This is a genomic window from Streptomyces sp. NPDC057565 (assembly GCF_042801455.1).
GTDB lineage: Bacteria > Actinomycetota > Actinomycetes > Streptomycetales > Streptomycetaceae > Streptomyces > Streptomyces yanii.
The window spans coordinates 72,917-86,596 of the sequence record NZ_JBHVFU010000037.1; the positions used below are offsets into that span (position 1 = coordinate 72,917).

The following is a 13,680-nucleotide window of genomic DNA, read 5'->3' on the forward strand; positions in this document are numbered from 1 at the left end:
TCGATCCTTGATTGGTGCCCTTCCCTGTTCACGTGCCCTCTGCGAACAACCGCCGAATCAACTCCGGGTAGGGCAGGCCTACTTCGGTCAGAATCTTCCTCAAGGCCTCGGGTGCGCCCGCTGGGAGCGGGGCCGGGGCGCCTACACGGCCGGGCACCGTGGAAAGGTCGCCACCGCTGAACCGTGACTCCGGTGTGGCCGGGGGACGTACCTGGTAGGTGCGCCAGACGCGCGCCGGGGGATTCAGGAGGACCAGGTGGGGGGCCGCCCAGGCGACGAACGCCCAGCGGTTCCTGCTGCGGGCCTGGACGAGCACGCCGTTCGGGTGGTGCCGCCCGAGTCGTTCGGCGGCTTTGGCCGCGACCGGAATCGGATTGCCGAAGGAGCCCGTGATCTCCCAGAACCCATCCTCATTCTTGGCCGACCAGCCTATCGCGGTGAACTCCTCGATCACCTCCGCGTGGGGATCGTCCTCCTGGGCCAGGGCGATGAGCCGCTCCACCTCGCTCCAGGGCGCGACGCGGGCGAGCGCCTGGTCCGGCGGGAACATCAGGTCCTCCGCTTCAGCAGGCTCGGCACGCGCGATCATCGCCTTGCTGTTGTGCCAGGCGCGGGCAGCCAGTACATCGTGCTCACCGCCGCCGGTGAAGGTGGCGTCCTGGATGAGCAGCGTCATCACCACGGCTGCCGTCGCGTCCAGTCGGCGCCGGGTCTCCGGTGGAGTATGTTGCTGCACTTCGATCGGTGTGTCTTCGGAACCGAGAGCTTCGAGGAGGCGGCTGAGGCCGTCGCGCCAGCTCTGGTCGTTCTCGTCCCAGGCCCCGGCGGCCAGGAGCTGGACGTACAGGTTCGTCACGAGCAGCCGAGCCGGAACCGGTGCCGCGGGTGATGTCTCAGAGGCGGCGAGCGTCCCCACCCAGCGTTGGGCCCAGGTGCGGCAACGGGAACGCTGTTCTGGCGCGATGTACGGGGCAAGGGGCTGGCTCGTGGTGAGGGGGTCGGTGTCCTGCGTCTCGTCCTCGTATGGCTCGTCGTCCTCCGTCCTCCCACCACCGGTGACCGCCGACACGATCCACCGCGACGAGGGCGCCTGCGGCAGGTCGATCTGCAAGGTGCCGAACGCGAGATCCGTCAAGGGGGCCCCGATCATCCGGCGGCAGTCCGCGAGATAGGCGTCCCAGCGGTCGACGCTGCTCGGTGTCACAGAGACCACTGCTGTGGTGCCTGGTGCCGGGCTCACCCGAGGAGCGGATGTGCCGGCGGTCAGCTCGCGCAGGCGTAGCAGATCGGCCTCGAAACGGCGTGCGGCAAGCTCGTCGGCGAACAACGTCTGTGCCGTGTAGTCGTATCTCAGCCGGGGCCCGTTGTCGGCGCTGTGGCGTCTTGCGCAGTGCACAGGGCTGTAGACGAAGACGACGGCGGATTCGACGGTGGTGCCGTCGGGCCGGGTACGGGTGGCGCGCACCGCCGCCCCCGGGACCTCGGGCAGCGGGAAGGAGGAGGCCGACGTCCCTGCCGGGATGGTTCCGGTCTCCGTCCAGGAGCCCGGCGAACCGTCCGGAGAAGTGCTGATCACCACGGGCGAGGGCTGGCTGCGGGCCAGAGAGACGTGCAGGCCTTCGCTGTCCGTCTTCGCACCCAGTAGGACGAGCGTGTGGCCGGTTGAACCGAAGGGCCGGATGGTGCGGCCGGTCAGGCTCGCGAGTGCGGTGACGCGCCCTTCCTCAGGGAGGAGCGGCAGAGTGTCGGCGGCGAGCACGGCGAGCTCGCAGTTGCCGCCGTCCCTGGTGCTGGTGCACAGCGCGGCGCGGGTGAGGTTCGGGCTCCCGGTGAGAGCGTGTCGTCGGCCGCCGACCTGCCATTCGACGAATTTGCCGTGCCGCATCCGTGTCTCGTCGAGAAGACGGATCTGCGCGTCGGAGCCGTTCAGAGCTGCCCTGATCGTTCCAGCGTCGTAACTGGACCAGCGAGGCTGGAGACCGAGGGTGGTACGACGTGGTCTCAAGCGGCCGGCCAACGCGCTTAGGGCATGACCCGCCGGGTCGACGAACGGGGCGTGCGCGTGCAGTTCATCGACAGGACCGAGCGGCAGTTGGTCCAGCAGGCTCTCCTGAAGGTTGTGTAGGAGCCGGGGACCGCCCTCTGGTCCGGCGGGAGCGGCGACATGCCGTTCGGTCAGAAGGGCGGCCAGTTCCGCGAGATGACCAGCCGCCCAGGGGGCCAGGTCCACGGCGGAGGGCAGCACCTCCAACCAGTCGGCGAGGTCGGCCAGGAGCGCGTGGGAGTCGTCGTCCTCGGTCTCCACGACCGTCCACAGTTCGTCGTTGGCACCCCAGCCGGACAGGGTCGGGTTCCCCGAGCCCACTGCCAGCCGACATGCGTGTTCACCGATCAGAAGGACGACCTTGGGGTGGAAGGCTCCACGGCACGTCGCGAGGCCGTGCAGATAACTGCGGCCGGCCATACGCACATCAACCGGGTCGTAGAGCCCTTGGGCGGCGTCACCGATCACTGCGGTGCGGGCGCCCAGACCACGTGCTACGGGTATGGCGACTTTCTCCAAGAAGGGAAGATCTACTGTGAAACCCAGGAAGAGCGCCTCGTGCAGCCCCTGCCGGTCGCTGCGTTCGCTCCACTCTCCCAACAGCGTGGCGGGGGATGCGAACCGGGTGTGCTGTGCCGCGCTCATGGGTTTGTCTCCAGGATTCGCCGTCCCTCCGCGGTGACGGTACGGCAGTTGTCGACGGCGGCGAAGAGTCCCAGCTGCTCTGCGAGGAAGCCCAGTTGGGGGATGCGGGTGCCGATGTCGGAGTCCCCTTCGTCCCCGGTCTTGAAGTAGCGCTCGTTGCGAAGATGCAATCGGGAGAAAATCTTCAGACCACCTGTTACCGGGTCGGTGCGCAGCTTCGCGAGGGCGACCCTGCGGGACTGGGCGAGCATGTCGTCCACCAGGCGGGCGGCCAGGTCGCGGGCGGACCGGTCGATGTAGTCGTTGATGAGGCCGTCGACCCATGTCGGGTCGAGGAACTCGGCCCAGTGTCGTTGCCGGCCCAGGAAGACGGCGCGTACGTCGCCTGGCAGATGTCCTTCCCTGGACCGCAGCGCACCCGCCATCAGAAGCAGTACATCCGTCATCGGGGCATCGGTACCCTGCGCCAGGAGCTGTCGTTCGGCCGGCAGCAACTGACCTGCCGAGCTCTTGAGCGGGGGTATCCCGTCCAGGACCTGCCGCACATCCGCATCCGGGGCCTGTTGTGCCAGCCAGTCGCGCAGGTCTTCGGCCGACCGGTCGGCCTCACCGTCCTTGGAGCCGACACCGGCCACCAGCGCCGCCCACAGCCGACGCCAGGCACCCACGGAATAGTGGCGCAGCAGCGCTCCCCGCCAACCGGCCGTCTCAGGAATCGCCGCCAGTACAGGATCCGTTGTCGCCTCCTCGCCGAAGGCCACCGCGGAGCGCAGAGTCTCCTGATACCCGTCGCCCTCATGGCCATGGAGATCGATTGCCCGGCCGAGGATACGGAGGGTAGCGCGCCGCGTGCGGTCGGACGCCTCCCAGTCCTCCGGAACGTGGGTTCCTCCGTCACGGGTGGCGGTCAGTACGTCCGTCAGCCATTCGCGCTCGGCCGGACACGGGACACCAAGGGCAGCCTGCCCAGCCGTCTCCAGGTCCGTGAAGGACACGACGTCCCGCGCCGCGAGAGACAGCAGCGGGGCGAAGAGGTCTTTGACCGCGGGAGGGCAAACATGCCGGCCAGGCCTGAGCGCGCCGTCCCGGACATCCACGGTGCCGAGAAGCATGGCGGGTCCCCCGTACTGATCCCAAAAGCCCCACCGGCGGGGCGAGTACGACTGGCTCAGGTGCTCCTCGTCGGCGGCTCGTGCGAGTTCCAGTTCCGCTACGCAAAAACGACGCATCCGATCGACGCCGTGGGCAGGCCATGCCGGATCTGGCGCCGCATGGTGCTGAAGCGCGGCCAGCAGCACCTCGCTGCGGCGAACCGACTGGCGGCACGCGGCGATGTCCCACGCGTTCTGTCCGGCGTGTGCCGCGATCGCCGCGTACATCGAGTGGTAACGGATGTAGCGTGTCACCGTGGACACCCCGGGAACCAGCCGGTCCACTGCCCGCATCACCGGGCCCTCGACCGCCAGGGGATATCGTCCGGACCGCACGCCCAGCCCCTCCAGCGCCCACGCCGGCCCTTGCACATCCGCTGTCACTCGCCGCTCCCCCTATCAGGACTGCCGGACCGGCGCATAGCAGCCGCTGGGTGATCCTCTCTCAGGGTAGATGCCAACTTCGGTGGGAGATCCGGGAATGCAGGACCCGTAGTGATTCCTGCGGCTGGTCCGGAGGTTGCAGTGGCGGGACCGATTCCATGCGGGCCCGGCGGATTCAGGGGGCACTGTGGAGTTCGGTGACAGTCGCGGCAGTGTCGAAGCTGAGCACAGGGTCGGGGCGGCCGGACAGCAGGCTTTCGTAGAGGGGCCGATAATGGGCGATCTTCCTGGGTGTGAGGCCGTCGTTGCCGTGGGCGGCGAGGAGGCTCGTGCCTTGGGTGGCGAAGCCGGTCATGGAGGTGTGGTCGATCCAGATCTCCACGCCGGAGCGGCCGAAGGTGAGGACGGTCTCCTTGCTGCTGGAGCCAGTGAGCCAGCTGCTACGCAGCCGGGCCGTACCCGTCGTGTCACGGGAGCGGTAAGCAAACGTTGCCCAGGAACTCGCGCCGCCGTCCATCTGACGGTCGCCTGAGGTGAGTTCCGTTAATTCGACGAAGCGCGAGAGCATGCTGAGCTGGTTGACGCCGGAGTCCATCCAACTGGAGATGTACGAGGCGAAAGCCTGCTCGCCCCGGAGGATGTAAGGGTCGCAGAACGCCGAGGTGACGCTGGTGACGGGCCCCCACTCGGGGTGTTCGGCGATCTCCTCCGCAGCCCAGTCCACCTCGGGCGAGAACGCGAAATGGTGCGCGGCGAAAACGCGGCCTCGCACGTCCGCTGACCCGTCCAGGGAACGCAGCCGGGCGAGGGAGGTGAGATCGCCGAGGGAGGTGAGATCGCGGACGAGGGGCTTCTCTACCAAGACCTGGGCCGAGGACAGGGTGAGGGCCTGGACGGCCAGGTCCGCGTGGGTGTCTGTGGGAGTGGCGATCACGACCAGGTCGGGTTGGTGAGCTTCGAGGGCGTCCGACAGGCTGCCGTAGTGGGACGGCTTGGATCCGCGGAACGCGGGCGGTTCCTTTAGATGCGGGTCCACAGCGAACTCCAGGGACACCCCGGCCCGTTCGGCGAGGACGGCCAGATGCGTCTCCGCGATGATCCCGACCCCGACGAGGCCGACCTGTACAAGGTCACTCATGAAATCCGCCCTCCTTGCGCTTTCTTGTCATCGGGGGGCGGTCACCTCGGCCCAGCGCCCCAGCGACGGCGCAGGGCCGTCGACCCAGTCGACGGCGGGATGGTGCTCGGCCGCCGCGTCGACGCCGTCGATCCACGACGTCACGATGGGTACCCAGTGGCTCAGCACGGCGTGCAGTCTTTCCCGAGTTCTGGGCGGACTGCAGACTTTCCCGGGGCTAGCGTGGGCGGATGGATAGGGGGCTGGGCGTGCGGTCACTCACTGATCAGGATCCTCGGATGTTGGGGGGTTACCGGCTGTTGGCGCGGCTCGGGCAGGGCGGCATGGGCCGGGTCTATCTGGCCGAGGACCGGCGGGGCGCGCTAGTAGCCCTGAAGGTGGTGCATCCCGAGCGCGCGCACGACCCTGAGTTTCGGCGGCGCTTCGCCCGGGAGGTCCGGCTCGCCGCGCGGGTCCACGGGCCCGGCGTCGCCTCGGTGACCGGTGCCGACCCGGATGCCGAAACACCGTGGTTGGCCGCGGAGTTCGTTCCGGGGCCCACGCTGAGCGAAGCGATAGCCCAGCACGGCGAACTGCCCGCCGAGGCCTGCCGTGCCCTCGCCGAGCAACTGGCCCAGGCACTGACGGTCGTCCACGCGACGGGCCTGATCCATCGCGATCTCAAACCGTCCAATGTGATCCTCGGCGCCGACGGTGCCCGCCTGATCGACTTCGGCATCGCCCTGGCCGCAGACGAGAGTGCCATCACCCGCACCGGCCAGACCCCTGGCACCCCCGGCTACATCGCGCCCGAGGTGCTGCTGGGCGGCGCGGCGGGGCCCGCCGCCGACGTGTTCGCCCTCGGCGCGCTGCTCGCCTTCGCAGCCCAGGGACGCCATCCGTACGGGACCGGGCCCGCCGCGGCTGTGATGGCCAGGCCCGTGGCGGTCGATCCCGATCTTTCCGGCGTCGCCGACGTGACGCTCGCCGCCCTGCTCCGCCGCGCTTTGGCCCGGGAGCCGGCGCACCGGCCCGCCTTGGCCGAGTTCGCCGCCCTGGCCACCCCCGGCAGAGCAAGCGGCGGGTCCTGGATGCCGCCGACCCTGCTCGACGTCATCGGCCGGCGTACCCATGAGGTCACCACGCGGGCACGCACCCGCCGGGCCGGTGCGCCGGGGCCGCATGCGCCCACCGCGGCGGACGAACCCGCGCCCAGCACCGGGCGCACGTCCGCCGCCCCCGGCACCGCGCCCGCCCCAATCGGCCAGCGGCGGCAGTTCCTCCGGCGCGGTGTACTCGGCCTGGGAGCCGCCGCGGCCGCCGCTGGCACTGCGGCCTGGCTGATCAACCAGAACAGCCCATCAGGGCCCGCCCCCAAGATCCTTTGGCGGCATGCCATGAAAGGGCTCGCCTTCACCCCGCTGGTGACCCGGGACACGGTGTACGCGATCAGCAAGGAAGACGGGCTCGTGGCGCTCGACATCCATACCAGTTCACAGCGTTGGCACCGCCCCCTGAACGACGCGGTGTACGGGCCCGTGCTCGGGAACGACACCCTGTACCACTCCGACGGCAAGCGACTGACGGCGCTGAACTCCCGCTCCGGCGACACCCGTTGGTCCGTTGCGCTGGCCAGGGAATCGGGCTACCCGGTGATCTCAGGACCGGACCTCGTGTATCTGCCGGGTGAGCCGGTGCATGCCCTCGACCCGGCTGATGGCTCCGCACGATGGTCGTACGCGCGGGACCTGCCCCACCCCGACATGGTCAGCTGCTTGTTGTCCGGGGACGCGCTCTTCGTCTACAGCGGGACGGGAGTGGACCGGGTCGACGCCGCGACAGGGAAACGGGTGTGGCGGACCGAGGTGGAGGCACCCCAGGACCTGGCCATGTCAGACGGCACGTTGTATGTGAGCCATTTCGGAGGTTTGTCCCTCCTGGCCCCGGCCGACGGAACCCTGCGCAAGACCATCGCGCGGAGCGACTTCAACGTCTTCGACATCGCCATCGCGGGCCGCACCCTGTGCATCTACGCCGACGACAGAGTCCACGGGCTCGACGCGATCACCGGGCGGGAACGCTGGAGCGCGGACTTGGGCAAACATCCCGACCTGTCGCAGCTGGGCGGCGGAGCACTGGCGGTCTCCTCGGACACCATGGTCTGCGCGGTCGACGCCAGCACCGGTGCGGTCCGCTGGCGGCTGCACGACACCGGCGCCACCTCCACACCCGTCATCGCAGACGGCGTGGTCTATGTCGCCACCGAACGCAGGGGCCTGCTCGCCCTCTCAGCAGCGGCCCCTACCTAGGCCTGCGGTCAGCTCTTAAGGTCGCCCTGCCGAGTGGTGCCCATCCGCGGATCGGTGCGCCCTGGGTGGGGAACCAAGTGAGCAAGCCTGGGGAACCCGTGAGCACTGGCTGGGGAAATTCAACGAGCCCCATCACCGCCAGCCTGATCTTGGCTACCGAACTGAGCCGCGACCAGCTGCCCGAGACCGAACTGACCGTCCGGGCGAACCTGACCGCCACCGCGGACACCGACGTCGACCCTGGAGACTTCCGGCTCGAGCTCCCTGCCCCCGGCGTTATCGGCTGCCGCCCATATGAGGTGGTGGAGTCGCCGGGCGGCGTGAGTACCGGCTCGCAAGATAAAGACGCGTCTACAGAAGGGGACACGGCGTCAGTTGGCCCGCTGGTAGGTGCTCGCGGGTCCGGCTGCACGGTATCCGTATCGGGCTCGGGCGCGGTCGATAGCGGCTTCGAGGTCGCGTGTCCGTTCGTCGGTGGGGTCGAGGGTGAGCTGGTGCGTGGCGGTCTCGGCGGGCTGTAGTCGCTCGGCTCGCACAGAGATCGCCCGGACGCGGGCCCGTTGCAGGCCGAGGGATTCGAGGAGGGCAAGGCCGGTGTCGGCGAGTGCGGGGGAGTGGGCGGTGGGCTCGGTCAGGGTCCGGGTGCGGGTGGTGTGCGTGCGGTCGGCGTAGCGGACGGCCAGGGTGATGGCGCAGCAGACGCTGTGCTCGGACCTCATCCGGGCGCCGAGTTCGTCTACGAGGCCGAGGACGGCCTGGTGGTGCTGGTCGGGGTTGAGTTCGTCGGTGTCGAAGCGGTGCTCGGCGGAGGCGGAACGGGGAGCGGCCTGCGGGACGATGAGGCGGTCGTCTCGGCCGTGGGAACGGTCGTGGGCCTGTCGGCCGGTGGCGGTGCCGAGCAGCCGTTGGAGGGTGGTGAGCGGGGTGTCCGCGATGTCGCCGATGCTGTAGATCCCGTACCGGGACAGAAATCTCGCCGCCGTGGGGCCAACTCCCGGCAGGGCGGCCGCACGCTGAGGTCGCAGGAAAGCGGCAATGTCATAGGGGGAGTTGCCGACAACGGTAGTCGAACCAGGTGGCGTGACGGCGGCCGCCATTGCCGCGACCATCCGGGACGACCCGATACCCGCACTCGACTGGACCCCATGCAGGGCCAGCGCGCGTAGCCGGATCACCGCGGCAAGTCCTTCGGCGTCGCGGTCCCAGTACCGCAGGGCGCCGGTGAGGTCGACGTCGGCGGACCAGTCCGCGGGGTGGGCCTGAACCCGCGGGGTGATGCCTTCAAGGAGGGCCAGGAGCTGCTCGTACAGCTCCTCGTCCGGCTTGTGGAGGTGGAAGTAGATACGCATCACGGCGCGGGGGCTGGTGGTCATCCAGCGCTGCCGGGGCTGGTGTGGCCGAGTCGGGTGAGGTCTGCGGAGCGGGTGCCGGCGGGCTGGAGATCGGCGTACGGGTGCAGCTTGGCTCCGGCGGTCCCGTTCGTGAGCGTCCGGGCCGGTACGTCGGCTGGCTGGGCGGGGGTGGCTGCGGGTTCGCGGCGGCCGAGGATGTCGAGGACGGCCTGCGGTCCGTGGTCACGGCGGGCCGCGGCGAGCTCTTCGAGGTCCCAGACCATCTGCCCGACCACGGTGCGCCGCGGGCCTCGGGCTTCGACGGTGCCGCGGACGAGCAGCAGTCCGTTGTGGAAGATGGTGTGCGCGCACGCCTCGTGGGAGTCCTCGAAGAACGCGATGTCGACCAGTCCGAAGCCGTCTTCGAGGGTGACGAAGATGACGCGCTTCCCGGACGGGATGGGCGGCGTCTGGGTGGAAGCGCGCACCCCGGCGACCAGGACCTGCTGCCCAGGGTGCATCGCCTTGAGGTGCTTGGCATCGGTGGCACCGATCTCCCGCAGCAACCGGTGGTGGTGCTCCATCAGGTGCTGGGAGACGTCGATCTTCAGCACGCTGAGTTCGGCGTCGAGGGCCTCGCGGCTGGTCATCTCCCGGAGCCCGGACGGTCCGGCGGTGATGAGGGTGTCGTCGATCGGGAGCTGTCCGGCGCCGGGACGGGTACGGGTGTGGCGGTGGAGTTCGGCGGCCTGGAGCAGCAGGTCACGCCGGGTCTGGTCGCCCTTGAGCCGGTCGAGCGCGCCGATCTGAATGAGGCGTTCGGCGATCGGTAGCGCCGGGTGGGCCCGCTGCCAGAAGTCCTGCAGGGAGTTGTAGGGCTGGCCGGCAGCGATCCGGGTCACCTGATCCTCGCTGATGCCCTTGACCGAGGACAGCGACAATCGGACGCCGAAGCCTGTGTCGGTCTGCTCGACCTGATGCGTGGGCGCGGATTTGTTCACGTCGACGGGCAGCACAGGCACGTTGTGCCTGCGGGCGTCAGCGACGATCACACGCAGCGGCCACATGCCGGGGTCGTGCTCCAATAGGCCCGCGTAGAGGGCAGCAGGGTGATGGGCCTTGAGCCATGCCGATTGGAGGGCAGGGACGGCGAAGGCGACGGCGTGTGCACGGCAGAACCCGTACGCGCCGAACGAGGCGACGATCTCCCACACCTCGTCCAGGACCTTCGTGCTGTAGCCGCGGGTGCCGGCCTTCTCCCGGAACCACACTTCGAGCTTGGGGAGGCGCTGCTCGTCGGCGAGAGCGCGTCGGGCAACCTCGGCCAGGGCGCGGTCGCAGCCGGTCATCACGGCCAGGATGTCGATGATCTGCTCGTGCCAGATCGTCACCCCGTACGTATCGCGCAGTACGGGTTCGAGATCGGGGTGGGGGTAGACGGGGGCGGCGCCGTGGCGGGCGGCGATGTAGAGCGCGGGCATCCCGCCCTGCACCGGGCCCGGCCGGAACAGCGAGATGTCGGCGATGACGTCCTGCGGGTCGCGGGGCTGGAGCCGACCGACCAGGTCCTGCTGACCGGGCGACTCGAGCTGGAACATCCCCACGGTGTCCGAGTCCTGGATCAGGGCGAAGGCGAACTGATCGTCCAGCGGCACGTGGTCAGGATTGTCGAGATCGATCTGACGGCCGGTCGTGCGGCGGATCTCGGTGACGGCGTGCGCCATCGCCGACTGCATCCGCACCCCGAGAACGTCGAGCTTGAGCAGGCCGAGGCCTTCAACGTCCTCCTTGTCGGCCTGGACCATCGGGTACTGCCCACCCGGCGTCGGCTGCACCGGCAGCCGGTCCAGCAAGGTCGCGTTCGACAGGATCACACCGCACGGATGCATCGCAATCCCACGCGGCAGCGCATCGAGCCCCTCGGCGAGCTCCCACAACGGACCATACGAATCAGCCTCGGTGGCGAGCTGCCGCAGCTCGGGTAGCTCCTTGAGCGCTCCGCGAATGTCGCAGGCCCGGATGTGCGGGAAGGACTTCGCGATCCGGTCGACCGTCCGCGGCGGCAGCCCCAGGGCAAGACCGGCGTCACGAAGTGCGTGACGCGCCCGCCAGGTCTCCGGCATCCCCGTCACCGCGACCCGCTCCGAGCCGAACCGCTCGAAGATCCTGTCGTACACCTCCAGGCGACGGGCGGACTCCACATCGACGTCGATATCCGGCAACGAAGCCCGACGCTCCGGCAGAAACCGCTCGAACAACAACCGGTGCTCCAACGGGTTCGCTGTAGCCACGAACAAGGAGTGATTGACCATGGAACCGGCGCCGGAACCGCGAGCGGCGACCCGGATCCCCATGTCACGGACGTCGGCAACCACCTGAGCAACAGCAAGGAAATAGGCCTCGAAACCGAGCCGGCCGATGACGCCGAGCTCATAGTCGAGCTGCTCGACCGCCCGCCGGTCACGGTCCAGACCGCGGGCAACCATCCCGGCCTCGCACCGCTGCCTCAGCAGCCGCATCGCCCCACCCGCACCGGGCTCAGCGCCGACCACGGTCGGCTCGGGAAAGTGCGGGGTACCGAGCCCGAGATCGGCGACCGGATCGATCACACACTGCTCAGCGGTCCGCGCGGTCACGGCGAGCAGCTCCGCCGCGCGACCCGGGCCGGCACCAGCGGCCTCACAGATTCGCTCCGCCGCAGCCGCCATCTCGGCAGGGCCGTTCAGCCACCGCTCACCGCAGTCCACGCGCCGCCGGTCGATGGGCCGCAGCAGCCGGGCCGCGTCCAAGACGTCCGCGATCCGGTGCTGCGCAGGGTCGGCGTAGCGCACCGCGTTCGTCAGAACCGTGGGGATGGAGAGCCGATCGGCCAGGCCGAGCGTGTGGGCAGCGAGCCGCAACGAGCCGGGCCCGAGGCCTTCCAGCCCCCAGTGGAGGACCTCCAGGCGCAGGTGCGGCCCGGCGAGCTCCCGCCACGGCACCAGGAGCCGCTCGGCAATGTCCGGACGCCCGGCCGACAAGGCCCGGATCGGCTCCGAAGCGGGCCCGAGCAGGACCGTGAGGCCCTGGTCTGCGTACTGCTGGAGCACTGGCCAGGCCACGATCGGCGGGCCGCCGGCAGCGGTCGCGTGGGCGGCAGACACGATCCGGCACAGCCGACCCCACCCGGACAGGTCCTGCACGAGGAGCGTGACTCTCACCGGCGCCTCCGCAACATGCGCGCCGCCGCGCACCGGCGTCCGCACCCTGGCGGCGTGACCGGCCGGGGTATGCGGGGCGACCGCGACGTCGACGCCGAAGACCGGCCGCACGCCCGCCGCCATCGCGGCTTTCGCGAAGCGGACGATGCCGGTGACGGTGTCGCGATCGGTCAGCGCGAGCGTGGTGATGCCGCGCTCGGTGGCACGGGCGACCAGGTCGTGCGGGTGGGAAGCGCCGTAGCGGGCGGAGTAGCCGCTGGCGACATGCAGATGCACACCACCACCCATCACGCCCTCCGGTCACATACCCCCAAATACGCTCTAACCACCCTGGCTAGATCTCCACCCTACTCGAACAAAAATCGAACAAGCGAGGATCGCTACCCCAGCGCCTCGCGTGGCGTGTTCCTGTGACTTAGACCGACCGGCAAATGGATCACTTGAGGCGTCGGGTGGTGGGGCGGCCGTCCCAGCGGTAACGCTTGGTCGCGCGTCGGATGAGCATGCGGAGCGTGACGAGGGCGGCGGCGAGGTAGAGGTAGAAGTCCACGACCTCACCGCGTTTCTCGGTGCAGCGTCGCAGCTTGCCGTAGTCGTTCATCCAGGAGTGCGTGCGCTCGACCACCCAGCGTTTCCCGGCCTGGATCGGTGCCGGGACTCCCTTGCGGGCGATCTCGGCCGTGAAGCCCAACTCCGCTATCAGTGCACGGGACTTGGCGCTGTCGTAGCCGCGGTCCAGGTTGACGTTGACGCCTTCGGGCATCGCGCCGGCCTGGGCGCGGGCCGCCTCCAAGGTCGGGCCGAGCATGGGCGAGTCATGCCGGTTGGCTCCGTCGGAGACGATGCCGAGCGGGACGCCGCAGGCGTCGGAGGCGACCGAGCGTTTCAGTCCCTGCTTGCCCCGGTCGACCGGTGAGCGACCCGCCTTCTCGCCACCGGACGGGGCCTTGGTGATGCAGCCGTCAACCGAGATCTCGGCCAGCCCCAGCCCGATCGTGCGGTCGTAGGCTTCCAGGGCGAGGGCATGAACCTTCTCGGATATCCCCAGCTCGGCCCACTCTTTGACACGCCGTCGGATAGTGCGGTCGGAGCATCCGGGACTGGAGATGCGCTCGTAGCCGGAGCCGTGGACCAGCGCAAGCACGATGTGCTCGAAGACGGTCCGGTCGGCGACCCGGCGGCGGTGACAGCCCAGCGGGTGGTCCGCAACGAACGCCCCCCGAGCGGGCAAGAGCGCGGCGAACTGGTCCCACAGGGGTTCGAGCAGGCAAGATGGCAGCGCAGGCACGGGTCCTCCGTGTGATCACTGAGCGTAGAGAACTCCATGATCGCGCAGAGCCCGTGCCTGCAACGCCGTTGCGTTTACGTCCGTGAGCGGGTCGAGAGTCCGTGTTCGAAGAACGCGACGGTGCTGTGGACGGTGTAGTTCTGGCTGGTCGTGGGGTGTTGTCCGGCGTTCGGTCCGTACTTGCTGGTGGGGTTCTTGCGGGTGCGGGCCT

Annotated in this window: 8 protein-coding genes; 1 reads left to right on the forward strand and 7 read right to left on the reverse strand. The window is 69.3% G+C overall.

The genetic code is table 11. The features are described from left to right. Positions 1-28: 28 nt before the first annotated feature. The 4 genes from ACFU8W_RS37020 to ACFU8W_RS37035 form a co-directional block, all read right to left on the reverse strand. On the reverse strand, positions 29-2,689 hold the full coding sequence (locus ACFU8W_RS37020) for a hypothetical protein (protein WP_384047163.1): 2,661 nt from the start codon (positions 2,687-2,689) through the stop codon (positions 29-31). Then, entirely contained in the window at positions 2,686-4,176 is a 1,491-nt protein-coding gene (locus ACFU8W_RS37025; RefSeq protein WP_384047166.1) for a hypothetical protein, read from the reverse strand. The genes ACFU8W_RS37020 and ACFU8W_RS37025 overlap by 4 nt, the downstream gene beginning before the upstream one ends. Positions 4,177-4,399: 223 nt before the next feature. Further along, positions 4,400-5,362 (reverse strand): Gfo/Idh/MocA family protein, encoded by a 963-nt coding sequence (locus tag ACFU8W_RS37030; protein ID WP_384047168.1) that lies wholly within the window; start codon positions 5,360-5,362, stop codon positions 4,400-4,402. A 27-nt stretch (positions 5,363-5,389) separates the two neighbouring features. Beyond that, entirely contained in the window at positions 5,390-5,530 is a 141-nt protein-coding gene (locus ACFU8W_RS37035) for a hypothetical protein (RefSeq protein ID WP_384047171.1), read from the reverse strand. A 110-nt stretch (positions 5,531-5,640) separates the two neighbouring features. On the opposite strand from ACFU8W_RS37035, the gene ACFU8W_RS37040 reads away from it, so the two are divergent. Further along, positions 5,641-7,650 (forward strand): PQQ-binding-like beta-propeller repeat protein, encoded by a 2,010-nt coding sequence (locus tag ACFU8W_RS37040; RefSeq protein WP_384047174.1) that lies wholly within the window; start codon positions 5,641-5,643, stop codon positions 7,648-7,650. A gap of 371 nt (positions 7,651-8,021) precedes the next feature. Here the strand turns inward: ACFU8W_RS37040 and ACFU8W_RS37045 are convergent, their stop codons facing one another. The 3 genes from ACFU8W_RS37045 to ACFU8W_RS37055 form a co-directional block, all read right to left on the reverse strand. Continuing rightward, positions 8,022-9,023 carry a hypothetical protein gene (locus tag ACFU8W_RS37045; RefSeq protein WP_384047177.1) on the reverse strand — a complete coding sequence of 334 codons (1,002 nt, stop codon included), beginning with the start codon at positions 9,021-9,023 and terminating at the stop codon, positions 8,022-8,024. Continuing rightward, positions 9,020-12,469, reverse strand: coding sequence for a DNA polymerase III subunit alpha (locus tag ACFU8W_RS37050; RefSeq protein ID WP_384047179.1), 3,450 nt, complete (start codon positions 12,467-12,469; stop codon positions 9,020-9,022). The genes ACFU8W_RS37045 and ACFU8W_RS37050 overlap by 4 nt, the downstream gene beginning before the upstream one ends. Before the next feature lie 148 nt (positions 12,470-12,617). Continuing rightward, a complete protein-coding gene (locus ACFU8W_RS37055; RefSeq protein WP_384047182.1) occupies positions 12,618-13,469 on the reverse strand; it encodes an IS5 family transposase in 852 nt (283 codons plus the stop codon). Positions 13,470-13,680 lie beyond the last annotated feature (211 nt).

Excerpts from the sequence above, each read along its gene's own strand:
- ACFU8W_RS37030 (WP_384047168.1), bottom strand. The coding sequence starts at position 5,362 with ATGAGTGACCTTGTACAGGTCGGCCTCGTCGGGGTCGGGATCATCGCG.
- ACFU8W_RS37020 (WP_384047163.1), bottom strand. The coding sequence starts at position 2,689 with ATGAGCGCGGCACAGCACACCCGGTTCGCATCCCCCGCCACGCTGTTG.
- ACFU8W_RS37040 (WP_384047174.1), top strand. The coding sequence starts at position 5,641 with ATGTTGGGGGGTTACCGGCTGTTGGCGCGGCTCGGGCAGGGCGGCATG.
- ACFU8W_RS37050 (WP_384047179.1), bottom strand. The coding sequence starts at position 12,469 with ATGGGTGGTGGTGTGCATCTGCATGTCGCCAGCGGCTACTCCGCCCGC.
- ACFU8W_RS37045 (WP_384047177.1), bottom strand. The coding sequence starts at position 9,023 with ATGACCACCAGCCCCCGCGCCGTGATGCGTATCTACTTCCACCTCCAC.